This window comes from Aquamicrobium zhengzhouense, from assembly GCF_016124105.1.
In the GTDB taxonomy this organism is placed as follows: Bacteria; Pseudomonadota; Alphaproteobacteria; order Rhizobiales; family Rhizobiaceae; genus Aerobium; species Aerobium zhengzhouense.
In genome coordinates this window covers 1-26,061 of record NZ_JADGMQ010000024.1, presented here as the reverse complement: position 1 = coordinate 26,061, position 26,061 = coordinate 1, and the positions used below count along the sequence as shown (strand labels likewise).

At 61.3% G+C, this 26,061-nt stretch carries 17 protein-coding genes and 1 tRNA gene; 12 read left to right on the top strand and 6 right to left on the bottom strand.

Going from position 1 to position 26,061, the window contains the following annotated elements; translation table 11 throughout:
• Positions 1-68 precede the first annotated feature (68 nt).
• From ahcY to ybaK, 11 genes are all read left to right on the top strand, one after another.
• Positions 69-1,466, top strand: coding sequence for an adenosylhomocysteinase (gene ahcY / locus IOD40_RS19465; RefSeq protein ID WP_198478367.1), 1,398 nt, complete (start codon positions 69-71; stop codon positions 1,464-1,466).
• A gap of 205 nt (positions 1,467-1,671) precedes the next feature.
• Positions 1,672-4,185: a sensor histidine kinase gene (locus IOD40_RS19460; protein WP_198478366.1), complete on the top strand. Its 2,514-nt coding sequence runs from the start codon at positions 1,672-1,674 to the stop codon at positions 4,183-4,185.
• Between the two features lie 15 nt (positions 4,186-4,200).
• Entirely contained in the window at positions 4,201-5,676 is a 1,476-nt protein-coding gene (tsaE, locus tag IOD40_RS19455) for a tRNA (adenosine(37)-N6)-threonylcarbamoyltransferase complex ATPase subunit type 1 TsaE (RefSeq protein WP_198478389.1), read from the top strand.
• Positions 5,677-5,696: 20 nt separating this feature from the next.
• Complete coding sequence (locus tag IOD40_RS19450; protein ID WP_198478388.1) at positions 5,697-6,395, top strand: nucleotidyltransferase family protein; 699 nt, start codon at positions 5,697-5,699, stop codon at positions 6,393-6,395.
• On the top strand, positions 6,392-9,505 hold the full coding sequence (gene addB, locus IOD40_RS19445; RefSeq protein ID WP_198478365.1) for a double-strand break repair protein AddB: 3,114 nt from the start codon (positions 6,392-6,394) through the stop codon (positions 9,503-9,505). Before IOD40_RS19450 ends, addB begins: the two co-directional genes overlap by 4 nt.
• Positions 9,502-13,017: a double-strand break repair helicase AddA gene (gene addA, locus IOD40_RS19440; protein ID WP_198478364.1), complete on the top strand. Its 3,516-nt coding sequence runs from the start codon at positions 9,502-9,504 to the stop codon at positions 13,015-13,017. Before addB ends, addA begins: the two co-directional genes overlap by 4 nt.
• 73 nt (positions 13,018-13,090) lie before the next feature.
• Entirely contained in the window at positions 13,091-13,414 is a 324-nt protein-coding gene (trxA, locus tag IOD40_RS19435) for a thioredoxin (protein WP_198478363.1), read from the top strand.
• Between the two features lie 240 nt (positions 13,415-13,654).
• A complete protein-coding gene (locus IOD40_RS20140) occupies positions 13,655-14,554 on the top strand; it encodes an ImuA family protein (RefSeq protein ID WP_233714063.1) in 900 nt (299 codons plus the stop codon).
• 13 nt (positions 14,555-14,567) lie between these two features.
• Positions 14,568-16,007 carry a Y-family DNA polymerase gene (locus IOD40_RS19430; RefSeq protein WP_325099790.1) on the top strand — a complete coding sequence of 480 codons (1,440 nt, stop codon included), beginning with the start codon at positions 14,568-14,570 and terminating at the stop codon, positions 16,005-16,007.
• Complete coding sequence (locus tag IOD40_RS19425; protein ID WP_198478361.1) at positions 16,004-19,303, top strand: error-prone DNA polymerase; 3,300 nt, start codon at positions 16,004-16,006, stop codon at positions 19,301-19,303. Before IOD40_RS19430 ends, IOD40_RS19425 begins: the two co-directional genes overlap by 4 nt.
• Positions 19,304-19,358: 55 nt before the next feature.
• On the top strand, positions 19,359-19,832 hold the full coding sequence (gene ybaK / locus IOD40_RS19420) for a Cys-tRNA(Pro) deacylase (protein WP_198478360.1): 474 nt from the start codon (positions 19,359-19,361) through the stop codon (positions 19,830-19,832).
• A gap of 3 nt (positions 19,833-19,835) precedes the next feature.
• Here ybaK and IOD40_RS19415 read toward each other — a convergent pair whose 3' ends face one another.
• From IOD40_RS19415 to IOD40_RS19395, 5 genes are all read right to left on the bottom strand, one after another.
• Complete coding sequence (locus IOD40_RS19415; protein WP_325099785.1) at positions 19,836-20,444, bottom strand: TetR/AcrR family transcriptional regulator; 609 nt, start codon at positions 20,442-20,444, stop codon at positions 19,836-19,838.
• Entirely contained in the window at positions 20,441-20,653 is a 213-nt protein-coding gene (locus IOD40_RS20245) for a Trm112 family protein (RefSeq protein WP_325099789.1), read from the bottom strand. The genes IOD40_RS19415 and IOD40_RS20245 overlap by 4 nt, the downstream gene beginning before the upstream one ends.
• Positions 20,654-20,706: 53 nt before the next feature.
• On the bottom strand, positions 20,707-21,378 hold the full coding sequence (locus tag IOD40_RS19405) for an LON peptidase substrate-binding domain-containing protein (RefSeq protein WP_198478358.1): 672 nt from the start codon (positions 21,376-21,378) through the stop codon (positions 20,707-20,709).
• 27 nt (positions 21,379-21,405) lie between these two features.
• Positions 21,406-22,359 (bottom strand): thioredoxin, encoded by a 954-nt coding sequence (gene trxA / locus IOD40_RS19400; RefSeq protein ID WP_198478357.1) that lies wholly within the window; start codon positions 22,357-22,359, stop codon positions 21,406-21,408.
• Positions 22,360-22,451: 92 nt separating this feature from the next.
• A complete protein-coding gene (locus tag IOD40_RS19395) occupies positions 22,452-22,949 on the bottom strand; it encodes a prolyl-tRNA synthetase associated domain-containing protein (protein WP_198478356.1) in 498 nt (165 codons plus the stop codon).
• A 263-nt stretch (positions 22,950-23,212) separates the two neighbouring features.
• Here IOD40_RS19395 and IOD40_RS19390 point away from each other — a divergent pair.
• Positions 23,213-23,287 (top strand) — tRNA-Gly (locus IOD40_RS19390).
• A gap of 486 nt (positions 23,288-23,773) precedes the next feature.
• Here the strand turns inward: IOD40_RS19390 and IOD40_RS20130 are convergent.
• Entirely contained in the window at positions 23,774-25,687 is a 1,914-nt protein-coding gene (locus IOD40_RS20130; RefSeq protein WP_198478355.1) for an AIPR family protein, read from the bottom strand.
• Positions 25,688-26,061: the final 374 nt, after the last annotated feature.

Sequence of the window (26,061 nt, the reverse complement as noted above, 5' to 3'; positions counted from 1 at the left end):
TCCCATACGCCCATCAAAATGTACAAAAGGTCCGGCATGAACCGGACCAGAACTCGCGGAGCACACGCATGAGCGCGCAGGACTACATCGTAGCCGATATTTCGCTGGCCGATTGGGGCCGCAAGGAACTGGACATTGCCGAGACCGAGATGCCGGGCCTAATGGCCTGCCGCTCCGAGTTTGGCACATCCAAGCCGCTCAAGGGCGCCCGCATCAGCGGCTCGCTGCACATGACGATCCAGACCGCAGTTCTGATCGAGACGCTGAAGGAGCTTGGAGCAGATCTGCGCTGGGCTTCGTGCAACATCTTCTCGACCCAGGACCACGCTGCAGCAGCAATCGCTGCAACCGGCACCCCGGTTTTCGCAGTCAAAGGCGAGACGCTCGAAGAGTACTGGGAATACACCGACCGCATCTTTCAGTGGCCCGATGGCGGCGTTTCCAACATGATCCTCGATGATGGCGGCGACGCCACCATGTACATCCTGACCGGTGCTCGCGCCGAGGCTGGCGAGGACGTCCTGTCCAATCCGGGCAATGAGGAAGAGACGATCTTCTTCGCGCAGATCAAGAAGCGTATGGCCGCAACGCCCGGCTTCTTCACCCGGCAGCGCGACGCGATCAAGGGCGTTACCGAAGAGACCACGACCGGCGTCAACCGCCTGTACCAGTTGCAGAAGAAGGGCCTGCTGCCCTTCCCCGCAATCAACGTCAATGACTCGGTCACCAAGTCGAAATTCGACAACAAATATGGCTGCAAGGAATCGCTCGTCGACGGTATCCGCCGTGCAACCGATACGATGATGGCAGGCAAGGTTGCCATCGTTTGCGGCTACGGTGATGTGGGCAAGGGTTCTGCCGCTTCGCTCCAGGGCGCTGGCGCGCGCGTCAAGGTCACCGAAGTCGATCCGATCTGCGCCCTGCAGGCAGCAATGGACGGGTTCGAGGTGGTGACGCTGGAAGATGCCGCGCATACCGCGGACATCATCATCACGACGACCGGCAACAAGGACGTCATCACCCTTGAGCACATGCGCAAGTTCAAGGACATGGCGATCGTCGGCAATATCGGCCACTTCGACAACGAGATACAGGTGGAAGCCCTGCGCAACCTGAAGTGGACCAACATCAAGCCGCAAGTCGACATGATCGAGTTTCCGGACAACAAGCGGATCATCCTTCTGTCGGAAGGCCGCCTGCTCAACCTCGGCAACGCGACCGGCCACCCGAGCTTCGTCATGTCGGCCTCGTTCACCAATCAGGTGCTGGCGCAGATCGAACTTTTCACGAAGGGCGAAGAGTACCAGAACCAGGTTTACGTGCTGCCAAAGCACCTGGACGAGAAGGTCGCCCGACTGCACCTCGACCGCGTTGGTGCGAAGCTGAGCAAGCTTAGCGATGAACAGGCTGCCTATATCGGCGTATCGCCAAACGGCCCGTTCAAGCCCGAGCACTACAGGTACTGATTTATTAACCATTACCTACAAGATGTTGCGGCCGGGCGATTGACTTTTCGCCCGGCTATATTTTTGCGCGGCGCGCGGCTTCACGACGATTCGGCGGCGCTGTACAGTGTCATGATTCGCGATGTTCCCAGTCAGGGGAAGCAGTTGGGGACACGCGTCCCTTCGGGACGTCTTTCGCGTCCGTGCGGCGGAGAGGACAGTTTAGATGCCTGGGGTTTTCCCACTGGGTACGGAGAAATCCGGAACCGGCGACACTGAGGATTCCACAAGGAAGAGGCGACGGGGCCTCGCCGTCAGCACTTTGCTGGCGACGGTGGCCTGGCCGGCTGCTGCCCTGGCGCAGCAGGTGGAAGCAGCACTCGTGCACCCATTTTCGATGACCACCGGCGAGGTGATCCAGCTTTCGCTCTTTCTGGGCATTACCGGCGCAGCGATGCTGTCGGCGATCCTGCTGATCCGCGAGCGGACACGCACAGCCGCCGAAAACGTCGAATTGCGGGGCCGCGTCGCGGAGCTCGACAGCGCCGTTCAGCGATCCGATGCCCTTTTGAATCTTCGCGACCAGCGCATCCTTGTCTGGTTCGGCGACACGCGTAAGCCGGAACTGGTCGGCACGCTTGCGGAAGCTCCGGAAGACCGTGCCACCTTCCTTGCCTTCGGACGATGGCTGACGCCGCGCAGCGCAGCGCAGATCGAGCGCGCCATTGCGGATCTGCGCGAACAGCGGCAGGCTTTCGATCTGGTGATCGAGACCACCAAAGGAAGCCTTCTGGAAATCCAGGGGCGCTCTGCCGCCAATAACGTTGCCGTAAAATTCATCTCGCTGGCACAGGCACGGCGCGAACATGCGGAACTTCGGCTCGAATATCAGCAGCTTCGCCGCGACCACGACAATCTCCTCGGCCTCCTCCATTCCATACCGACCCCCGTATGGCTGCGCGGACCGGAGGGGCGGCTGAGCTGGGTCAACAAGGCATATGCCGATGCCGTGGAAGCGCCTGACGCGCTGGCGGCAACGAGCGAGGGTCTAGAGCTCTTCGGCACCGGCGCTCGCGAGCAGATCGCGCGTGACCACCTTTCAAGTCCGATCTTCGCTGGCGGCCTGTCGACAGTCATCGGCGGGGATCGTCGCGTATTCGCCGTCACCGATTACGCAGGACGCGAAGGCTCGGCCGGCTTCGCGCACGACATTTCGGATGCCGAGGCTGCACGAACCGAGCACCAACGCACCCTGCGCGGCCATGCCGAAACGCTGGATCGCCTGAACACGGCGGTCGCGATCTTCGATGCGAGCCAGGATCTTCGGTTCTATAACCGCGCCTTCCAGAAGCTCTGGGAACTCGACGCGGGCTTCCTTGACAGCAATCCTGACAACACCTTGCTGCTCGACCGTCTGCGTTCGGAAGGCAAGCTGGCAGAGCAGCCGGAATGGCGGCGGTGGAAGGAAAATCTCCTGTCCGCTTACCGTTCCGTCGAGCCGCTGGAAGACATCTGGCATCTGCCAGACGGTCAGACATTGCGCGTGGTCGGAAATCCGCAGGCCGATGGCGGTGTGACCTGGGTGTTCGAGAATCTGACCGAGAAGATCAGCCTCGAAAGTCGCTACAACACTGCGGTTCGGGTTCAGGGCGTTACGCTCGACAATCTGGCCGAGGGCGTTGCCGTGTTCGGCTCGGATGGGCGGGTGCGCCTGTCTAACCCCGCCTTCGCATCGCTTTGGGGCCTGCCGGAAGATCTCGTCCAGGCCGGCACTCACATCTCCGCCATCAGGGCGGCCTGCCAGAGCCTGACGCGCTTCAACCCGTGGAGCGATCTAGCTGCCGCCGCGACCGGCTTCGACGAAGAGCGCCGCGACGGGCGCGGTCAGGTCGAATTGAATAACGGCAATATTCTCAGCTACGCCGTCGTGCATCTGCCCAACGGCCAGCTGATGACGACCTTCTTCGACGTGACCGACAGCGTGAATGTCGAGCGGATGCTGAAGGAGCGCAATGAAGCGCTGGAGCGCACTGACCGGCTGAAGAATGATTTCATCCAGCATGTTTCCTACGAGCTGCGTTCGCCGCTGACCAACATCATCGGCTTTGCCGAGCTGCTGGGCCAGGAGACAGCCGGACCGCTCAACCAGCGCCAGCGCGACTATGTCGAGCACATCGCGTCGTCTTCGTCGGAACTCGAAACGATCGTAGACGACATCATCGACCTCGCCACCGTCGATGCCGGCATGATGGAGTTGTCGGTCAGCGAAGTACCGATCGAACGCATCGTTCATTCGGCGGCGGAAGTCGTGACCGAGCGCATGCGCGAGCATGGGATCGCTCTTGAGATCGACCTTCGCAACGCGCCTGCCACCTTCCATGCCGATGAAAATCGCGTCCGCCAGATCCTCATCAATCTGCTCAACAATGCAGCCAATTTCGCACCCGACAATTCGGTGGTGAAGCTCGTTTGCGAACGCGATGCAGCCGGTCTTGCCTTCTCCGTCCATGATGATGGACCGGGGATTCCGCCGGACGTTCTTGACGGAATCTTCCGCCGCTTCGAGCCACGCGCCAATGGCGGACGCCGCCGCGGCGCCGGACTCGGCCTTTCGATCGTCAAGAGTTTCGTCGGGCTGCACCACGGTTCGGTCGAATTCCAGACCGACAAGGGCTGTGGCACCACCGTCATTTGCCGTTTTCCCATGGCGCCGGAAGGTATCCGCGCCGCCGCCGAGTAAGCCAGCTTGTCAGAAATGCGCCTCCACCTGGCGGATGAAACCGCCACGAACCGCCTCGGCGAAGACATCGCCATCATCCTGGCAGCCGGCGACGTGCTGGCGCTGCATGGCGACCTTGGCATGGGCAAGTCTACGTTGGCCCGGGCGATCATCCGCGCAATCGCCAACGATCCGGCGCTGGAGGTTCCAAGTCCAACCTTCACCCTCGTCCAGGCCTATGCGACGCGGGTTCCGGTGCAGCATTTCGATCTCTACCGTCTTGGCTCACCCGAAGAACTCGAAGAGCTCGGCTTCGACGAAGCCATCCGCGATGGCGCTGCCCTGATCGAATGGCCGGAACGCGCCGAAGACTACATGCCGCAGGACGCGGTTCATTTTCATCTTGAGGAAGATGGCGCGGGAAGGACCGTCTCCATTCTCGGCCCGGCTGCCTTTCTCGATCGCCTGGCCAGATCCCTTGCGATCCGCGCCTTTCTCGACGAAGCAGGTTATCAGAGCGCAAGGCGCGCCTTTCTCGTCGGCGATGCGTCGGCGCGCGCCTATGAGAGCATCGATCAGGAAGGTCGCGACACCATCATCCTGATGAATTCGCCGCGACGACCTGACGGTCCGCCGATCCGGGATGGCCTTCCCTACAGCCGTATCGCCCATCTTGCCGAAGACGTGATCCCCTTTGTCGCGATTGCCAAGGTGCTGCGCGAGGAAGGTTTCGCCGCGCCTCAGATCCCGGCCGTTGATTTCGACCGGGGCTTCATGCTCGTCGAGCATCTGGGGAGCGAGGGAGTCCTCGACGCGGAGGGCACTCCGATCGCAGAGCGGTACATTGCCTCGGCACAATTGCTGGCGAGGATGCATCAGCGCAATTGGCCAACCACGATTCCGGTAGCTGAAGGCATTGTCCACGAGATCCCGTCTTATGACCGCCGGGCCCTTGGCATCGAGACGGAGCTGGTCACGGACTGGTATCTGCCGCATATCGTCGGGCGCCAGGCTACAGAGGCGGAACGCGAGGAGCTTACTGCTTCGTGGAATACGGCCTTCGATGCTTTGGAAACCGCGGAAAAGAGCATCGTTCTTCGTGATTACCACTCGCCGAACCTCATCTGGCGCGGCGATCTGGAAGGGCATGACCGGGTGGGCCTGATCGATTTTCAGGACGCTGTGATCGGGCCATCGGCCTATGATGTCGCGTCGCTGGCACAGGACGCGCGCGTGACCATCTCGCCTGAACTCGAGGCGCAGGTGCTGGATGCCTATGTGCGCGCTCGCGGCGAAGGGTTCGATCGTGCGGGCTTTAAAGCCGCTTACGCAATCATGGCTGCGCAACGAAACTCGAAGATCCTCGGCATTTTCGTCCGTCTGAATGTTCGCGACGGCAAGCCGGGCTACATGCAGCACCTGCCGCGCATTCGCGATTATGTCAGCCGGTCGATACATCATCCGGCGCTCGCCGAAGTGCGCAAATTCTACGAGAAGGCGGGGATATTGTGAGCGGAAAGCCGAAAAAGGCGATGGTTCTGGCGGCCGGGCTCGGCAAGCGCATGCGTCCATTGACCGACCATACGCCGAAGCCGCTTATCAAGATCGCTGGACGAACGCTGCTCGACCGGGGGCTCGATAGCCTCGCCGCCAGCGGCGTCGAGACTGCCATCGTCAACGTGCACTATCTCGGCGACCAGATCATCGAGCATGTGAGGCACCGCGACAAGCCGACAATCACCATCTCGGATGAGCGCGAGGAATTGCTGGATTCGGCGGGCGGCATCGTCAAGGCTTTGCCAGCCCTGGGCAACGAGCCGTTCTTCATTCTCAACGCGGATACGTTCTGGATTGATCGCGGGGAGCCGGATCTCGACAGGCTTGCGCTTGCATGGGACGGCGAAGCCATGGATATTCTTCTCATGCTCGCAGATCCGCACCGTGCCACTGGTCATTCGGGGTCGATCGATTTTCTGATCGGTCAGGACAGCCGGCTTGCCCGCGCGAAAGGCGCAAGCGAGAGCTTCATCTATGCCGGGGCCGCAATCGTGCACCCGCGCATTTTTGACAAGGCCAGCGCGACAGCGCATTCGCTCAATATCTATTTCGATCGCGCAATTGCCGAAGGCAGACTGTTCGGCCAGGTAATGGAAGGTCATTGGATCACGGTCGGCACGCCGGATGCCATCGCGCCAGCTGAAGCAGCCATTGCGCTTGCACGGACGCAATGACGCCCCGGGTTCTTTCGATCCCCTCTGGCGCGCCGTTTCTGTCCACACTTGCCGAAGCGCTTCTTGAGGGCCGCCTTGTCCCCGGATTTTCCGGCGACGGCACCGACCCGTTGCGCCTGGCGGAAGCGACCATCTATGTCCCGACCCGTCGTGCCGCCCGCGCGTTGCGCGATGCCTTCGTCGAGAAGCTTGGCGGGGTGGCCGCGATCCTGCCGACGATCCGACCGCTCGGTGAATTCGATGATGATGCCGATATATTCGAGGGCAGCGAAGAGGATGAGCTGTCGCTCAATCCGCCAATCGGCCAGCTCGACCGGATCCTTCTGCTCGCACCGTTGGTTCAGGCGTGGAAGAAACGGCTTCCCGCTCACGTTGCGGCGATGTTTGGCGAAGACGTCGTGGTGCCCGCTTCGCTCGCCGATGCCATCTGGCTGGCGCGCGATCTTTCAGGGCTGATGGACGAGGTCGAGACGGGCGGAGCCGACTGGAACCGGCTCTCGGGACTGGTTCCGGAGGATCTTGCCAATTGGTGGCAGGTGACGCTCGAATTTCTCGAGATCGTGTCGCAGGCATGGCCCGCCTTGCTAGCCGAGCGCTCCCGCTCGAACCCTGCCGCCCATCGCAATGCGATGATAAGGGCGGAGGCGGAACGGCTGCTCCGACACCCGCCTGAGGGCCCGGTGATCGCAGCAGGATCAACCGGATCGATCCCGGCGACGGCGCAGCTTCTGAAGTCGATCGCCCTTCTCCCCAAAGGCGCTGTTGTGCTTCCGGGTCTCGACCTGGGGATGGACGAGACCGCCTGGAAGGAAATCGGCGTGCCGGGCATGACGCCTGCCAGCTTTGGCCACCCGCAAGCGGTGATGAAGAAGCTGCTTGCAACCCTTGGCATAGAGCGGGAGGACGTCATCGAGATCGGCGCAGCGCCGGACGACATTGCCGAGCGCATCTCGATCATCAATGAGGCGTTGAGACCGGCAGAGACCACCGATCTTTGGGTCGAACATGTCGGCACGGGCAATGAAGCCGCCTTTCGCGATGTCACGCTGGTTGAGGCCGCAAACGAGCGCGAGGAAGCGCTTTCGATAGCGGTTGCGCTGCGTCTTGCACTTGAGGACGGAACCACCGCTTTCGTCACCGGCGACCGCTCTCTGGCGCGTCGGGTGGCGATGGAACTGCGCCGCTTTGGCATCGAGGCTGACGATTCAGGCGGAACGCCACTCACCGCGACCCCACCGGCGACGCTGTTGAACCTGATGCTGGAGGCAGCGTTTCGCCCGGGCGACGCGGTGACCATCCTTGCGCTTGCCAAGCATCCATTGCTGCATGCCGGATTTGCACGCTCGGTCACGCGGCAGGCCGCGGAAACGCTGGATCTCGTCGCGCTGCGAGGCGGCGTGGGGCGGCCCGATATCGGCCACCTTGCTGAAGAATTTGAAAAGAGATACCGCCAGCGCAGCGAAGACCCACGCAAACCCGCCTGGTGGCCACGCCTTAATGAAGAACGGCTGACGCAGGCGCGCGCGCTTGCAACCGCGCTTGAGCAAGCCGTTGCGCCGCTACAGGAACTTCGCGACTGCGCAGTGCCGCTTTCCGAACTCGTCAGACGAACCGTTGAATGCCTTGAAGCACTTGGCCGTGATGAAGACGGCTCGGTGACGGAGCTATATCGCGGCGATGCAGGCGACAGGCTCGCCTCCTTCCTGCGCTCGCTTGCAGGCGTCGAGGTCGATCTGGAAGTCGAGGCTGGCGAATGGCCGGACGTCCTGAACGCCCTGATCTCGGGCGAAAGCGTCAAGGCATCGGTATCGGGCGACAGCCGCGTTTCCATCTGGGGCGCGCTCGAAGCGCGCCTTCAGGATGTGGACACGCTTGTTCTTGGTGGCCTCAACGAGGGATCCTGGCCGCGCAAGGCCGAGCCCGACCGTTTCATGTCCCGCTTCATGAAGTCCGATCTTGAGCTTGATCCGCCGGAACGGCGCATCGGTCAGGCGGCACACGACTTCGTGCTGGCCATGGGAACCCGCAAGGTGATCCTCACCCGCGCTGCCCGCTCGGGCGATGCGCCGGCGATTGCCTCGCGCTGGCTTCAACGGCTTGAGACATTTGCCGGCAGCTCCGTTTTTGCGGGAATGCGTGATCGCGGGATGTTGCTGACGCACTGGGCGCGTGAGCTCGATGTTGCCGATCCGGTTAAGTTTGCTCCCCGTCCCAATCCGACACCGCCGCTTGATGTGCGCCCCACACGTTTTTCCGTGACGGAGGTCGAGACGCTGCGCCGGGACGCTTATGCAATCTATGCCCGGCGTATCCTTGGGCTGGAGGCGCTGGAGCCGCTGCTGCGTGACCCCGGCGCTGCAGAGCGCGGCAACCTGTTTCATGACATCGTGCATGAATTCACTCAGGCCGGAATCGAGCCCAGCGCGCCGCTCGCAGAAGACCAGCTTCTCAAGATCGGTCGCGAAATCTTCGATCAGGCCGAGCTGCCGCTTGATGTGGACGCCGTGTGGTGGCCGCGCTTTGCTCGCATGGCTGCGCACTTCATAGAATGGGAGCGCAACCGCCCGCCGATCAAGCAACGGATCTCCGAAACGCGCGCCACCGAAACGCCGATCGGCATGACGGGCGCGACCTTGCGCGGCCGCGCCGACCGCATCGATCTTCTGGCTGGCGGCATGGCCGATATTCTGGACTTCAAGACCGGCTCATCACCATCCAAGGCGCAGGCGCATACGCTCTTGTCACCGCAACTTGCGCTCGAAGGCGCGCTGCTGCGTCGCGGCGCCTTCATCGATGTCGGAACCGCAGAACCATCGCAGCTTGCCTATGTGCGCATGAAGGCCAATGGCGAGGTGGTTGAGGAGACCATCCTCGAATACAAGCCCGTGGGTCAGGAAAAGTCGATCAAGTCCGGCATCGAGCTGTCGGAAGAAGCCTGGTCCCGGCTGGAGCAGCTGATTGCGCATTTCGCCAAGGAAACGACAGGATACCTTTCCCGGGCACTGCCGTTCCGTGAAGGCGATGTTGGCGGCGACTATGACCATCTTGCCCGCGTGCTCGAATGGTCGGCAGGCGGCGATGGCGATGCTGGCGGGAGTGATGGCGAATGAGCGCACCGTTCATCGTTCCGGATGATACGCGCAAGGCGCAGGGCCTTGCATCCGAGCCCGGTCTGTCCGCCTGGGTGTCCGCAAATGCGGGTTCTGGCAAAACGCATGTGCTGGCAAGCCGCGTGATGCGGCTTCTGCTGGAGGGCAGCGATCCCTCACGCATCCTTTGCCTCACCTATACGCGTGCTGCAGCGGCCAACATGGCAACCCGCGTCTTCAAGAACCTGTCGGGCTGGGCAACGCTTCCGGATGCGGACCTTGCCAAAGCGATCGAGGAGCTGGACGGCAAGGCGCCAAGCGCGACCAGGTTGAAGCGAGCACGGCGGCTGTTTGCACGCGCGCTCGAGACACCGGGCGGCCTGAAGATCCAGACGATCCATGCCTTCTGTGAAGCGGTGCTGCATCAATTTCCGCTGGAAGCCAACATCGCCGGCCATTTCGAACTCCTCGACAGCCAGATGGAAGAAGCGCTGGTCGCGGAAGCACGCCGCGAGATGATCGCGCGCGCCTCCGAAGGCAATGAGCCCGGCCTTGCAGATGCGTTCGCCACCGTTCTGCAGCGCGGCGGCGAGGCAGGACTTGAGACCCTGCTCGGCAATATTGTCGGCAAGCGTGACGCGTTGCGCCGCTTCATCGAGCAGATCAGCACCGGTGACGGCAAGTTCCGGCCTCTGTTCGAGGAGTTTGGCTTCGGCCCGAACGACAACCCCTCCGCTCTGGCTGCCGGCCTGTGGCCGGACCATTATTTCACTCCGTCCTTGAGCGGCGATGTCGGTGCGGCGGCTTCGAAGGCCGGAAAGAAGATCGCCCTTCAGTTTGCCGAGGATTTTGGCGCTGCCTGCGCCGCCAGCGATCCGCTCGAGAGGCTGGCACATCTCAAGAAGGCCTTCTTCTCCGGCAGTGGCTCAAGCTTCAAGCCTCGTTCGGTCAAGAACATCATGGCCAAGGGCGTCGGCGAGCATTTTCCGGAATTCCCGGACCAGTTCGAGCGCTATTGCCAGGAAATCATGCGCGTCCTCGACAGGGTCGAATTGCTGTCGATGCTGGAGGACACGCGGGCTGCACTGATCATCGCGGACTGGCTGATCGCGCGCTACGAGCGATTGAAAAGCGCGCGCGGCTTCCTCGATTTCAATGATCTGATCGTGCGCACCGCAACGCTTCTGTCGCGCACGGACGCGGGTGCGTGGGTGCAATACAAGCTCGACAAGGGGATCGACCACATCCTGCTGGATGAGGCGCAGGATACCAGCCCGGACCAGTGGGCCGTGGTTCGCGCGCTTGCGGCTGAATTCTTTGCCGGCGAAGGATCGCGCGAAGGCGTTGCCCGGACGGTCTTTGCCGTCGGTGACGAAAAGCAATCCATCTACTCGTTTCAGGGTGCGGAACCGGAAGCTTTCGACCGCAGCGGGCGCGAGTTTCGCGAGCGCGTGTCAACGGCGATGCAGCGGTTCGAGCATGTTCGGCTGACACGCTCTTTCCGATCGACTGAGGATGTTCTTGCCGCGGTTGACCTCGTCTTTTCCGATACAAGCCACCGCGACGGCCTGACTCAGGATCCGGAACCGATCCAGCATCTGGCAATCCGTTCTAACCAGCCGGGGCACGTCGAATTGTGGCCCTCACTCGGCCCGGTCGATGTCGAGGAACCGGAAGACTGGACCGAGGCGGTTGATCACGCCTCGGCACCCGCCGTTCGCCTCGCGGAGCAGATCGCCAAAACCATTGACCAATGGTTGCGGACGGGAGACCGGATCGAAGGACGCGGCAGGCTGGTTCGTCCCGGCGACATCATGGTGCTGGTGCGCAAGCGCGACCGCTTCATCCATGCGCTGAGCCGCGAATTGAAGAACCGGCAGATCCCGGTGGCGGGTGCCGACCGCATCCTCCTGACCGGTCATATTGCGGTTCAGGATCTGCTGGCCGCAGCACGCATTGCCTTGCAGCCGGATGACGACCTGTCGCTGGCGGCATTGCTGAAGAGCCCCGCCTTTGGCGTCTCCGAAGAGGCGCTGTTCGAACTGGCGGCCAAGCGCGACAAGGCGGAGCCATTGCTGGCATCCTTGCGGCGCTCGGAAATGCACAAGCAGACCTGGGAAACGCTGGCGCGCTGGCGAAATGAAGCCGGCTACCGGAAGCCGTTCGAGTTCTTTTCCAACCTTTTGGCGCGCGATGGATTGAGGCGCAAGCTCATCGCCAGGCTCGGCGCCGAGGCAGGCGACGTTGTCGACGAATTCCTCAATTTCTGCCTTGCCGCCGAACGGACCGGCGTAACGCAGCTGGAAGCTCTGGTCGCGCTGCTGGACCGGGGCGGCCCGGAAGTGAAACGGGAGATGGACCAGACGCGCGGCGAGGTGCGGATCATGACCGCTCATGCCTCCAAGGGGCTGGAAGCGCCAATCGTGTTCCTCGTTGATAGTGGCGGCGAAGCCTTTGTCGACAGCCACATGCCGCGCCTGATGCCGTTCCTGCCTCCTGAGCAAGGCTGGAAAGGCGACGGCTTTTTGTGGCGGGCCGGTTCTGGCCGGGCCAATTCGTTTGCGGCGGGCCTTGCCGAGGAAGCCAAGCGCAAGGCCGAGCAGGAATATCGACGCCTGCTCTATGTCGGCATGACCCGGGCTGAGGATCGCCTGATTGTCTGCGGCTATCATGGCAAGCGCGGACAAAAGGAAGGCAGCTGGCATGCCATGGTGCAAAGAACGCTCTGCACCTCGCCCCACACACAGCAGATCGAGCATCCTGCCACCGGCGACAAGGTGTTGCGCTATCAGGTGACACCGCCCATGGCGCAGCAGGAACCGGCAAAGCAGGAAGACACGGCGACCGTTGTGCTGCCGCCACTGCCACCACAATTGCTGTCGACGCCACCGGCGCCGCCAGCGCTGCCGCGGCCGCTTTCGCCATCGGGGGCTGGGGCAATGATCGAGCCCGAACCTGTCGAGATGGTGAAGCTGCGATCACCCGTACTGGACGCTGCCAATGAGCCGTCCTTTGCGATCGAGCGCGGCATTGCAGCACACCGGCTGTTGCAGATCCTTCCTTCGATCGAGCACGAGCGGCGCGCGGTGGCGGCAGAACGCTATCTCGCACGGATCGGGCAGACTTGGCCGGAAGGCGAGCGGGAAAGGCTCTGGGATTCGGTTGAAGCGATCCTCGAGACGCGCGAATTCGCACCCTTGTTCTCGCCAGGCTCACGCGCTGAAATTTCGGTCATGGGCCGGGTCAGGCTTGGCACGGTGGAGCGGGCGATTTCCGGAAAGATAGACCGGCTGATCGTTGATGGAGACAGTGTTCTTGTCGTTGACTACAAGACCAACCGCCCTCCCCCAACCGGCATTTCCGAATTGCCGCAGGGCCATGTTGCGCAGATGGCGCTTTATCGCGAACTGCTGAAACCGATCTATCCTGGCAAGGAAATCCGGGCGGCGTTGATCTATACGGAGACGCCAATTCTTATCGAGGTTCCGAACGAGCTGATGGACGGCGCGCTTGCTCGACTCACATCAGCGTGAGACAAGAGCGGTTGAAACACGCGGCCTCGTGCCCCACATTCCAGCCTACAATTCTGTCTCAGGGAGATTCCCCATGGCCACCATCACCATCGACAAGAACAATTTCCAGTCCGACGTTCTTCAGGCTTCCGAGCCGGTCGTCGTCGACTTCTGGGCCGAATGGTGCGGTCCGTGCAAGATGATTGCTCCGGCGCTGGAGGAAATCGCAACCGAGCTTTCCGGCAAGGTCAAAGTGGCCAAGGTCAACATTGATGAGAACCCCGAGCTTGCCGCCCAGTATGGCGTGCGCTCCATTCCGACCCTGATGCTGTTCAAGGACGGCGAAATTGCCGACATGAAAGTTGGCGCTGCACCGAAGACTGCCCTGTCGGCCTGGATCGGCGGCGCAGTCTCCTGATCCTTTCGGATAGACTGATTTTGAAGGCGGACCGCAAGGCCCGCCTTTTTCTTTGCACGCCAGGCTTATAGCGGATGGCGTCCCTTTCCATGGATAGGCGCGGAGAAGGTGGAAGACTGCCCCTCTCGGTCAAACGCACTGGATAGGAATAAAATCTTCCCTCGCTTCCCTTGACTCCTTTTGCCCTCTCGGGAATCTATAGGAACATAACAGGAACAAATTACTGAGGGTTACGGCATCATGGCGAAGGCCGCCATGGCGCGTGAGACTTTTTTTGCTCTGCGCCAGGAAATCGCACGCATTGAGGGCACCCTGCCGGAACGGCTGGAATTGCCTGCGGACAAGGTGGGTGATGGTTCAGACCGCCATTTTCTGCCCACGAGGGCCGTCCGCCTTGATGCCGTTCTGGGCGGCGGGCTGCCACGCGCGGCGCTGACCGAGATTCACGGACGCCAGAGCCGCGATGCAGGGTCGGTTGCCGGCTTTGCACTGGCACTGGCAGCGCTTGCCCGCAAGCAAGCCGCCGCGCCTTCTCCCATCCTCTGGATCTCTACCGGAGAGGTTCTGCATGAAGGCGGGCAGCCTTATGCGCCGGGCCTTCTGCACCGGTTCGCGCTTCAGCCGTCAGACCTTTTGCTTGCGAGCGCACGCAAGACCGAAGATGCGCTGTGGATTGCGGAAGAAGCCGCAGGCCTGAGCGCCCTGTCGGCCGTGCTGCTCGAAGTGCGCGGCACCTCCGCCCGTCTTGATCTTACCGCCACACGCCGGCTGCATCACCGCACGCGAGCGACAGGCAGGCCACTTTATCTGCTGCGCCAATCGGCGGCGCCAGAACCCACTGCCGCGCCAGTCCGGCTGATCGTCTCTCCTGCCCCAGCCGGCGAACGGCACACGCTTTTCGGCCCGCTTGCAGGCTCGCTCGGGCCTCCTGCTTTCACTGTCACGGTTTCCAGAAGCCGCACATCGATCCCCGCAACTCTGACACTCGAATGGAATCGGGATGAGCACTCTTTTCGCGAACGACAGGCCGGATCAACCGGCCGGGCGCAGGATTCTGGCGCTGTGGTTTCCCTATCTTCCGGTCGAACGCATTCTGCGGGCTCGTCTGGGCCGGGCATGGCGCAAAGGAAGCGCGCCTGAACATGCGCCGCTGATTGTCAGCCACCACCAGGGCAACCGGCGCATCATTGGCTGTCTCGATGAAGGCGCTGAAGCGCTCGGTCTGAAGCGTGGCCTTGGCATTGCAGATGCCCGCGCCATGCACCCGCAGGTCGAGATCGTCGAGGCAGACCCCGAAGCAGATGCGCGCCTGCTCGGCGCCCTTGCCGATTGGTGCGACCGCTACACACCCTTGGTGGCAATGAGCGGAAATGACGGTCTTTTCCTCGACATTACCGGCTGCGCGCATCTTTTTGGTGGCGAAGAGGCGATGCTGAAAGATGTTGTCACGCGGCTGGCCGAGCAAGGGTTTCGTGCTCTGGCCTCGCTCGCCTCGACCCCTGGAATGGCCTGGGCGGGCGCGCGATTTCTTGATGGCATCCGTGTTGCCCAAGGCGGCGAACGAGAGGCCTTGAGCCCCCTTCCCCTGCCGGCCCTGCGCCTTGATGGTCCCATTTGCGAACGTCTTGAAAGCGTCGGGCTGCGCACGATAGGCATGGTGATGGCAGCGCCGCGTGCACCGCTGGCAAGACGCTATGGTGCCCATCTTCTGCTGCGCCTTGATCAGGCACTCGGTGGCGTTGAAGAAGCGATCTCGCCGCGCCTGCCAGTGCCGACACTTGGCGTCGAGCGCCATCTGATCGAACCCGTTTCCGCCACGCACGACATAGAGCGGCTGGTTCTATCGCTGGCGGAAACGCTGAAAGCCGATCTTGAACGACGCGGTGAAGGCGCGCGCGCGCTGGAACTGGTGCTGTTTCGCGTCGATGGGCTGGTCTTTCGACTAAGGCTTGGCGTTTCCCGACCATTGCGGGATCCGCCCACCATTCAGAGGCTTTTTCGGGAAAAGCTGGCGGTCTCGAAGATCGATGCCGATTTCGGCTTCGAAATGGTGCGGCTGGCCGCCCTTGCCACGTCCGCCTTTCGGGATGATCAGACCAGCCTGACCGGGCGGAACGAAAATGCAGAGGAAGATCTTGCCCAGTTTGCCGATCGTATCTGCGCCCGGCTTGGAGGTAGCGCCATTGTGCAACCAAGGCTGGTGGCAAGCCACCTGCCTGAACGAGCTGTTTCCTTCACACCGTTTCGCGCCACATCTGCAGCCGTTCGGAAAGTGCGCTCCGAGCCTTTCCCGCTGATCGAGCGGCCCATCCGGCTTTTGGCGCGGCCCGAACCCGTCGAGGTGGCGGCTGCAGAAATTCCGGAAGGCGCTCCTGCAAGTTTCCGCTGGCGGCGCGTGTTTTATCGCGTTGCGCGGGCCGAAGGCCCCGAGCGCATTGCGCCCGAATGGTGGCTCGACAAGCCGGATGCGCCAACGCGCGATTATTTCCGCATCGAGGATGAGGAGGGTCGCCGCTACTGGCTGTTTCGCCAAGGCCTCTACGGCGCAACGCCGGAACTGCCTCGCTGGTACATGCACGGGCTGTTTGCATGAATATCGAGGTCAAAACGGCCTATGCCGAGTTTGCAGTGCAGTCGAACTTTTCGTTCCTGCGCGCAGCTTCAAGGCCCGAAGAGCTTGTCATCGCGGCCAAGCTTTACGGCTACCGCGCGCTTGGGCTGGCTGATCGCAACACTGTCTCGGGCGTCGTGCGGGCGTGGAGCAAGGCCAAGGTTGAGGGGCTGAACTTTCACCCCGGCTGCCGGCTGGTCTTTGCCGATGGTGGACCAGAGGTGCTTGCATACCCGGGCGACCGCGCCGCCTGGGGCCGGCTTTGCCGCATGTTGACCATTGCCAATGAGCGCGGCGAAAAGGGAACGCCCGACCTTCGACAGGAGGATTTTTTCGAGTGGGCCGACGGCATGTCGCTGGCAGTCATTCCCGATCTCGAGACGCCCGCCGACGATATTCTCGCGTTTCTCACGCGGACAAAAAACCGGTTCAAAAATGCGGTCTGGCTTGGCCATGCGCCACATTATCAGGGTGACGATCGCTGGCGGCTGGAGCAGGCGGCGGCGCTGGCCCAAGCATCGGGCGTGCCGCTGATGGCGGTCAATGACGTGCTCTATCATGATGCCGAGCGGCGCTCGCTGCTCGATGTCGTCACCGCCATCCGGCTGAATACGCCGGTGGGCGAGGTAGGCCATGCGCTGAGCGTCCATGCCGAGCGCCACATGAAGCCGGTCGCCGAGATGGCGCGGCTGTTTCGTCGCTATCCGCAAGCGCTGAGCGAGTCGATCCGCTTTGCGCAAACGCTGACCTTTTCGCTGGGCGATCTTCGGCATTTTTATCCCGATGAGACGACCAAGAACCCGCAGGCCGAGCTCGAACGGCTGACCTGGGAAGGCGCGCTCAAACGCTATCCGGGCGGCTTGCCGGAAAAGATCCGGCGCTCGATCGTCAGCGAGCTTCAGCTGATCGCCCAGCTTGGCTATGCGCCCTATTTTCTGACCGTCTACGACATTGTCCGGTTTGCGCGCGAAGAGCGCGGCATCCTGTGTCAGGGGCGCGGCTCGGCGGCAAATTCCACCGTCTGTTTTTGCCTGCACATCACCGAGGTCGACCCCAACATTCACGATCTTCTCTTCGAGCGCTTCATGTCGGTGGAGCGGCATGAGCCACCCGATATTGACGTCGATTTCGAGCATGAGCGGCGCGATGAGGTGATGGCCTATATCTACGAGAAATATACCGGCAGCCGCACCGCGCTGGCGGCAGCCGTCACCTCCTATCGCGGGCGCTCGGCGCTGCGCGAAGTCGCGAAAGCCTTTGGCCTGTCGCAGGATGCGCAAGGCGCGCTGTCGGGCGCGGTCTGGGGCTGGTCGAAGGATGTCGGCGAAGATGAAGCGCGCGCCGGCGGTTTGAGCACCAGCGATCCGGTGACGGCGCATATCATGGGCCATGCCAATGACCTCCTCGAATTTCCACGCCATCTGAGCCAGCATGTCGGCGGCTTCATCATCACGCAGGATAGGCTGGATGAATTCGTGCCGATCATACGCTCGGGCATGGAAGAGCGGCGCATGGTCGAGTGGGACAAGAACGATCTCGACGCCACCGGCATTCTGAAGGTCGATATTCTGGCGCTTGGCATGCTGTCGTGCCTGCGGCGCTGCTTTGACCTTCTCGAAGCCCAATACAGCCACCATTGGCCGCGCCGTCTGGAGCTGACCGATCTTCACCGCGATCAGCGATCCGAGGTCTATGACATGATCTGCAGGGCTGACACGATCGGCGTGTTTCAGATCGAAAGCCGGGCGCAGATGTCGATGCTGCCGCGCCTGCAACCCCGCAAATTCTACGATCTCGTCATCGAGGTTGCGATCGTGCGGCCGGGGCCGATCCAGGGCGACATGGTGCATCCGTATCTGCGCCGGCGCGAAGGCAAGGAGAAGGTCGAATATCACGGCAAGGCGCTGGAGCGGATCTTGAAGCGCACGCTTGGCGTGCCGCTGTTTCAGGAGCAGGTGATGCAGATCGCGATCGATGTCGGCGGCTTTTCCGCTGCCGAGGCCGATCAGCTGCGCCGCTCAATGGCGACGTTCCAGCGTACGGGCCGCGTTGCCATGTACAAGGAGCGCATGGTCAAGGCGATGATCGCCAAGGGCTATCCGGAAGAGTTTGCCTATCGCTGCTTCAAGCAGATCGAGGGGTTTGGCGAATATGGCTTTCCCGAAAGCCACGCGGCCTCGTTTGCGCTGCTCGTCTATGCCTCGTCCTGGTTCAAGACCTTCTATCCGGACATCTTTTGCGCCGCGATCCTCAACTCGCAGCCGATGGGGTTTTATGGGCCGGGCCAATTGGTGCGCGATGCGCGGGACCATGGCATCGAGGTGCGGCCCGTCGACGTCAACTTTTCGCAATGGGATGCAACGCTCGAACAAAGCCGGTTTGATCCGCAGCGCATTGCGCCGCGCCATCGCGAGATGGCGCAAACGATCCGCAGCAGCCATGCAGTGCGGCTTGGTTTCAAGCAGCTGAAGGGCCTGTCGGAGGCCGACCTTAAACGTCTGACCGACAAGCGTGGAGACGGCTACGCCTCGGTGCGCGATCTGTGGCTGCGCACAGGCCTGTCGGCTGCCGTAATCGAGCGGCTGGCCGAAGCGGATGCGTTTCGCTCGATGGGGCTCGACCGGCGCGCCGCGCTCTGGGCCGCGCGTGCGCTTGACCGCAAGCAGGCGGCGGAAGGCCTGCCGCTGTTTGACCGCCCTGACGTTGAACTGCCGGACCGGGAGCCGCAGACAAAGCTGCCGACCATGCCGCTTAGCGAACATGTCATTCGCGATTACCGCACCCAGTCCTTCTCGCTGAAGGCGCATCCGGTGTCGTTCTTGCGGGGAGAACTTGGGCGCGAAAACATCGTGCCGAATGGCCAGCTGGTGACGATCAACAATGGCCGGCGAGTGAGTGTCGTGGGCGTTGTTCTCATCCGCCAGCGGCCGGGCTCGGCCAAGGGCGTCATCTTCATGACCATCGAAGACGAGACCGGCACGGCCAATATCATCGTCTGGCCCAAGGTGTTTGAGGCGTTTCGCCCGATCGTTCTGGGGGCGCGGCTCGTACGCGTGACGGGCAAATTGCAATCAGCGTCCGGCGTCATTCATGTCGTCTGCGACAAGATCGAGGATATCAGCGTGCGGCTCGAAAAGCTGTCGGAGGCCGCGCAAGGCGTCGATTTCCGCGCGCCGACGGACGAGACCAAACGGCCAGTGATCGAAGATCGACGCGGAAGCCATCCGGCCCCCGGATCAACCACCAGCGCCATGCCGAAGGGGCGGAATTTTCACTGAGACGGTGAGCGCGCGACCAGCTTGCCTGATCGCGTCCTTCGACTAAAAAGGCGTCATGTCGAAGATCACGCCTGCCACGCTTGCGCTCACCAAAGCCGATATCGCCTTCACGCTGGCGAGTTATGACTATGACCCGAATGCCGAGCGCGTCGGGTTGCAGGCGGCGGAAGCGATTGGCGCTGCGCCGGGCGAAGTGTTCAAGACCCTCATGCTGGAGCTTGATGGCAAGCCGGTCTGCGCCATCGTGCCTTCGGATGAGGAAGTGAACATGAAGAAGCTGGCAGCTGCGCTTGGCGGCAAGTCGGCCAGCATGATGAAGCCTGCCGATGCCGAGCGCCTGACCGGCTACAAGGTCGGTGGCATCAGTCCGCTGGGCCAGCGCAAGCGCGTGCCGACGGCGCTTGATGAGCTTTCGCTGCTCTACGACGAAATCTATCTCAATGGCGGGCAGCGCGGTTTGCAAATCCGTATGAGACCGGCGGACCTTGTCGCGGTGCTCGATTGCACCGTCGCCGACCTGACTCGCTAACGCTTACGAAGCCAGCAGCCGCTCGAGACGCCTGAAACTTTCAGCCAGAACCGTCGCGTCTTTCATGGCATGCGCCAGCATCATGCCGCCCTGCCATTCGGCGAGCGCTGCGCGGGCCTGCGCCAGCGCAAGTGAAGGGCGAAGGCCTGCCCGCCCCAATTCGCGCGCCATGAAAGCGATCAGGATGGTGAAGCTTTCTGCCGCTCGCTCGGATGCCTGCGGCGCGGTGATCCGGAAATCGCGAACACAAAGTGCGATCGGGCAGCCATAGGCAACGCGGCTTCGCTGGCTGCGCGAAAGCCGCGCGACCAATGCGACAAGCCGCTTGCGTGGATCTGTTTCCTCGGCTGCGATTTCTTCCAGCATGGCGTGGGTTTCCATCACGAAGACATCTGCAACTGCCTGGGCAAGATCTGCCTTGGTCCGGAAATAGTAGAAGAGGTTGCCCGCGGGGACACCCGCATCCGACCCGACATCCGCCAGTGATGTCGAAGCAAAGCCATTTTGCCAAAAAAGACTGGCAGCGGCGGCAACGATTGCTTCGCGGTTGGCCTTGCCCTTCTTGATGCGGCGGTCCGTGACCTTCACGCCGGATGCAAGGCCGTCACTCACTGCTGGAGCTCGTCATCGCGCAAGCTGCGCGCCTCGGAAGGCAGCATGATTGGCACACCATCCCGGACCGGATAAGCGATGCGGGCTGCCGGCGACACAAGTTCGCAGGTCTCAGGCTTCCAGATCAGCCGTCCCTTGGTCAGCGGGCAGGCGAGCATTTCGAGAAGCTTGGGATCGACCCCGCCGCGAGCGGAGCGAGGTGCGGGCACGTCCGAGGCCTGCCCCGGTCCCTCTCCCTCTCCCTTCCCCTCGGGCACGCCACTCATTGGAGGCTCGTCCCGAATTCGTCGTCATTGCGGGCAAGTGCGATTTCGGTGATCGCAATCAGGGTTTCGGCGCGGGTTTTAAGGTCCGGGGCCTCAAGAAGCGCCTGTTTTTCAGCCGGGCCGTAAGGCGCCATCATCGACAGCGCGTTCACAAGCGTCGCATTTTCCGCGCGGCTGACGCTGTCCCAATCGGCATCGAGCTCATTGGCCTTCAGATAGGCGCGGAACGCTTTCAAGAGCGCCGGCCTGTCGACATCGGCGGCGCCAGCATCCGCATCCAGATCGGTGAGGAAGGATGAAATGCGGCACTGCCTGAATGGCGTTTTTACATGGAGCTCGGAGGACACACGGAACCGGCAGACGCCTTGCAGCGATATCAGATATCGCCCGTCGCCGGTTTCGGCGAATGAAGTGATCCGCCCGATGCACCCTACATCGCAAAGTTCGGGCTCGCCATCTTCGCGCAGCGCCCCGTCGAGCCGCGGCTGGATCATGCCGATCAGCCGATCATGGCGCAGGGCATGATCGACCATCTCCAGATAGCGCGGCTCGAAAATGTTGAGCGGCATCCGCCCGCCGGGCAGAAGCAGGGCAGTCTCCAGCGGAAAGACGATGACCGTTTCCGGAAGATCATCCGCGGTCCGATAGCGAGCATTTCCTGCCTGCACACTCGTCTCCAAAGGTTGGTCTCGCCGTTACGAGAACAGAAGCGAGGAAAGTTTTCTGCGCGCGGCGAGCGTTGCCGGATCGCTCATGCCCCACGCCTCGAAGAACTGGAGCAATTGCAAACGAGCCCCATCATCATTCCAGCTGCGGTCGGCCTTCATGATCGCCAGAAGGCTGTCAGCCGCCTGGCCACGCTCACCGAGGGCATTCTGGATCAGCGCCAGATCAAAGCGTGCCTGGTGATCGTTCGGATCGGCAGCCAGCCTGCGCTCAAGTTCGGCGGAATCACCAAGCTCGGCGACCTGGTCAGCCAGTGCAATCTTGGCCTTTACAGCGGCAAGCTGCGGGGCATTGTCCTTCCCTTCCGGGATGCGCGCAAGGACTTCCTTGGCACTGTCGAGATTGCCCGCATCGACAAGCACGTCGGCCAGCGCTGCAATCGCCTCGAGATTTTCCGGATCGTCCTGCAGAACGGCGGCATAGACCTGCACCGCGCCCTGCAGATCGCCCTCGGCGCGCAGATCGGCCGCAGCGGCAAGCGCCTCGGCTGCGGCAAGGGCTTCGCCGCCGGGTCCCGCCACCTTGTCGATGAACTCGCGGATCTGGCTTTCCGGCACCGCGCCCATGAAGCCGTCGACCGGCTGGCCATTGCTGAAGGCAATCACGGCGGGGATCGACTGGATGCCAAGCTGACCGGCAATTGCCGGATGGTCGTCAATGTTCATCTTGACCAGCTTCACCCGGCCGCCAGCTTCGCGAACGGCCTTTTCCAATGCAGGCGCAAGCTGCTTGCAGGGCCCGCACCAGGGCGCCCAGAAATCGACCAGTACCGGCTGCTGGCGCGATTCCTGAATGACGTCTGCCGTAAAGGATGCCGTGGTGGTATCCTTGATCGTGTTGTCAGCGCCGGCCGACTCGCCTGAAGGCGGTGCGCCGTACTGGACGGTATAGCCGCCACCAAATGAATTGTTGTCAGCGCTCATGAAAATCCCCTGCCTGCCTTAAGGTTCAAGGCTCATACCGCCCGAACGTCCTTCGAACTGCGGTAGAGCAACATTGCGATAAAATGTGGCTTCTACGCCGTCAGTTTCAAGACGCGTGCTTCATGACCGGTCGCTTCGACGAAGCGAAGCAGCCCTTCCCGGCTGATCGAGGTGGTCGCCTCGTTGGTCAAGGGATGGGCGTTGATGACATCGTGACGAAGCAGGGCTTCATCGAAGATGATCGCCACCTGCTTTTCCACATCGTTGATGATGCCGAAGGCGGTAACCGCGCCCGGAATCACGCCGAGAAATTCCATCAGCTTTTCCGGCTTGCCGAACGAGACCTTGCCGGAGGCACCGATGATGTGGTGCACCTGCTTCAGATCCACCTCCGCATCTTCCTCGACCACCAGCAGGAAGTAGCGGTCCTTGCGGTCCTTCACGAACAGGTTCTTGGTGTGGCCGCCGGCAATCTCGCCCCGCAACGCCTGCGATTCTGCAACCGTATAGAGCGGGGGGTGGCTGACAGTGGTGGTTTCGATTCCAAGGCCTGCGAGAAAATCGAGAAGTTCCTGCTGGTTCTTTGCCATTCGTCTCCCCCATGATGCGCGATGCATGTCGGTAAACGATGGCAAGCGCTGCTGTCCAGCCTTGCCGCCCTGACGGACGGGCGCTCAGTGCCGCTCAAGGCTGCGTCCGCGACCGTCGCCAGGTTCGGTTCTCAACAGGTAAGGGGCCGGATTTGCCGGCTTCCGCAAGGAAATGAAAAAATTGCATTTTCCCTGTTGCATTCAAATCCGAGTTCAGCCATATAGCACCCGTCCGCGGCGCCAAGCTGCGGCGCAACAAGCGAGCGGGTGTAGCTCAGGGGTAGAGCACAACCTTGCCAAGGTTGGGGTCGAGGGTTCGAATCCCTTCGCCCGCTCCAGTTTGCCTCAAACGAAAAGCCGCGCGAAAGCGCGGCTTTCGTCTTTTCAGCTCCCTGAAATTTTTACGCGCAGAATTGATTCCGGATACCGCGGTTACGCGCGGGTTACTGCCTGGGAGAATCTACAGAGCGTAAAATCGCAGAAGCGATGGTGCGGGGCACTGAGTGCAATGGGGCGCTGCGGAGCTTATAAAAGGGCGATGCTGACCAAGACGAATACGGAGCTCATGATTAAACCTCGGCAACGGGGTGGGGAACGGACCAACAGGTTTCGGGCCGCAGAGTTGGAAAAGCCGCCTTTTCATCGCATCAACTAGCTTCGGCGCGGCAACGCGCTCTCATCTCGGGCGTTCAACAAGTGAATACTCGCTATTCCGCCTCTTTGGGTCGCGGCATCGCGCAGTTCTGATAGAAAGGGGGCAAGTTCGACCCGCTCGCCTCCAACCGTTAGCCTGCGGACCGACACACAGCCGTATAGCGCAACCGTCAAGCAGCGTTCACGGCTGCCATGATCGTTTGTCGGGGTGTCTGGTTACCGGCCAGCGACATACCCATGACAGACTTGTTCACCGCTAGCAGTTGCTTAAGCCGTGGTGTCTCGGCGTCAGACCGTGCCAGCTTTTCCCATTTCAGGAAGGCGTTCAGGTCGGCATTGAAGCTATTCAGATAGCTCGGTTCATTGAACAAACTATCGTCGTTACCCTGTGTGAAATAGGAGTCGATCACCTCGGCCGCTCGGTCCAGAAGCGCGGATCGCCCGCTGTCGTTTTTCAGCACCTTGACCATTGCTGTGGCAACGGAACGATGATCGGTAGGATGAGGCGCGCGAGAAAGGACGTCCTTGAACAGGTCGAGAACCACAAGGAAGTACAGGAATCGTGACTGTCGCCGCGACTGCTTGGGCGCACCTCGCCCAAATCCATATTGTGCCGTATATTTTTGGAGCAGATAAGCGGCGTACAGGTCTGTGACGCCAAACGCCCCGCCATCGACATCCGCGCCATTGACAATTCGCTTGAAGACAGAACCATCTGGCAAGAACGGTGGATTTTTGCCGAACGCCAAGCCCGCCTCACCCATCCAACCCGCACCATAGACCTTGATGAGATCAGCGGCGTTAGCATGTTCAGTGAACTGCTTGGTAGCGGGATTGGTGTTCTGGAGAGCTTTCTGCGAGTCCCATCCACCACGCTGGATTTCGAGATAAAGATCGTGCTGATCCGCCAATTGCCCCTGCCAAGTCTTGAAGTCACCTGTTAGCGCGAGGAAGTCTTTCTCGCGGATGGCGTTCTGGCTGTTGGTATAGCGGGTAATCGCCTGCAACAGGCTTTCGCCGCTATTGCCCACCTTGACGATCTTGGCCACCACGACACCTTGGTCGGCCTTTGCCTTCCATGCCTCGGTTTCGGGATTCACACCTGTGCCACCAGAACTCAACCGGGTATGAAAGACATCCCAGATCGTTCTTGTAGTCTGACAGCCGTTCACGATGAACGGTTCAGCCAATTCAACCGATCCTTCCCCGACGCTGTAGTCGTGAACGACGATGGTGATCCCGTTGTTGTAGAGGCCGAAACGTTCAGGCGCATCACGGAGCGTGGACTGCATGGCTTTGTTAACCTTGCCACGCGCACCGAGGAAACGGCGGACGTTCTTTTCATAAATCCGATCTAAATCGCCCGTCTCATTGCGGTAGCGTTTCAAGAACGCGTAGAGATTAGGAAGTCCAACAGAGCCGACCAGCAAATCTGGACCAGAAGGCACCATCTGCGCATCAAGGGAAACTCTCAGCCTCTTCGTCAAACCAACTGCTTCAATTTCTTGCAGGCGGGCGAAAATTGTTTCAATCGAGAGTGCTTCAATATCAAACATGGGTCCAAGACGCGTAGTCCCCATGGACCGCAAATCGGCCAAAGCGCGCTTCTCATCTTCGCTCAAAGGCGTTTCCGTGGCGAATACCAATACTATTTTATCCGCGGGACCCGCCCCCCGCTTGAAGTTTGAAAGACGCTCCATGAGTCCTTCGGCTAACGAGTTCAGTCGCTCGCGTTTGCCGTCGAGGGTGTCGATGACCTTTTGCCCTTCGATGAGGAGCGTCTGCGGACCTGCGAAGGCCGATCCGTACTTGCTTTGCACTAAATACCAAGTGTGCCCACTCACACCGGTTTCGTCGGCAGCTTCTTCCGGCCCGGTATCAAGGAGTGCTAGGTCAATTCCACCATCCCTAGACCCATCGCAGTATATAAAGTTGTCGGTTTCTATAGAGTCTTCCATCCACTGGGTAATCAGCTTTAGGGCAAAACGGCGTCCGAGCTCAACCGTTGAAGGGCCGCCTTTGGTTACATCTTCGAGCCAAGAAGCGCGATAATCTTCGAAAGCAATTTCATCGGAAGTCTTCACCCGCACCCCCCCTTGGTATCGCAACTGGCACTATTCAGCAGCAAACTCATGGGCGCAAGTCCATCACGGACGAATAGCCGCAGACGAGGATGCCGCATGCTAGGTCTGACCCGAACGACAGTCAGCTCCCGACCCCATCTCGCCAAGCTGGAGATCAAAGGAATGTCAGCTTTCAGGAAATCGCAATCGATCGACGAATGACTGGGATGGTGAAGGGTTTCGGGTGCCGGCAGGCGTACGAAAGCCTCTCATGCAGGAACCCGCGGGCCATAGTCGGTGGCTATGGGGATTTCGATCTGTGGCCGATGTCGGCGCTGGCAAGATCCGCGCTGGGAAGTGCGGCAATAGAGGCCGACTGGTGGCTTTGTTGCGCG

Excerpts from the sequence above, each read along its gene's own strand:
- ahcY (WP_198478367.1), top strand. The coding sequence starts at position 69 with ATGAGCGCGCAGGACTACATCGTAGCCGATATTTCGCTGGCCGATTGG.
- IOD40_RS19460 (WP_198478366.1), top strand. The coding sequence starts at position 1,672 with ATGCCTGGGGTTTTCCCACTGGGTACGGAGAAATCCGGAACCGGCGAC.
- tsaE (WP_198478389.1), top strand. The coding sequence starts at position 4,201 with ATGCGCCTCCACCTGGCGGATGAAACCGCCACGAACCGCCTCGGCGAA.
- IOD40_RS19450 (WP_198478388.1), top strand. The coding sequence starts at position 5,697 with ATGGTTCTGGCGGCCGGGCTCGGCAAGCGCATGCGTCCATTGACCGAC.
- addB (WP_198478365.1), top strand. The coding sequence starts at position 6,392 with ATGACGCCCCGGGTTCTTTCGATCCCCTCTGGCGCGCCGTTTCTGTCC.
- addA (WP_198478364.1), top strand. The coding sequence starts at position 9,502 with ATGAGCGCACCGTTCATCGTTCCGGATGATACGCGCAAGGCGCAGGGC.
- trxA (WP_198478363.1), top strand. The coding sequence starts at position 13,091 with ATGGCCACCATCACCATCGACAAGAACAATTTCCAGTCCGACGTTCTT.
- IOD40_RS20140 (WP_233714063.1), top strand. The coding sequence starts at position 13,655 with ATGGCGAAGGCCGCCATGGCGCGTGAGACTTTTTTTGCTCTGCGCCAG.
- IOD40_RS19425 (WP_198478361.1), top strand. The coding sequence starts at position 16,004 with ATGAATATCGAGGTCAAAACGGCCTATGCCGAGTTTGCAGTGCAGTCG.
- ybaK (WP_198478360.1), top strand. The coding sequence starts at position 19,359 with ATGTCGAAGATCACGCCTGCCACGCTTGCGCTCACCAAAGCCGATATC.
- trxA (WP_198478357.1), bottom strand. The coding sequence starts at position 22,359 with ATGAGCGCTGACAACAATTCATTTGGTGGCGGCTATACCGTCCAGTAC.
- IOD40_RS19395 (WP_198478356.1), bottom strand. The coding sequence starts at position 22,949 with ATGGCAAAGAACCAGCAGGAACTTCTCGATTTTCTCGCAGGCCTTGGA.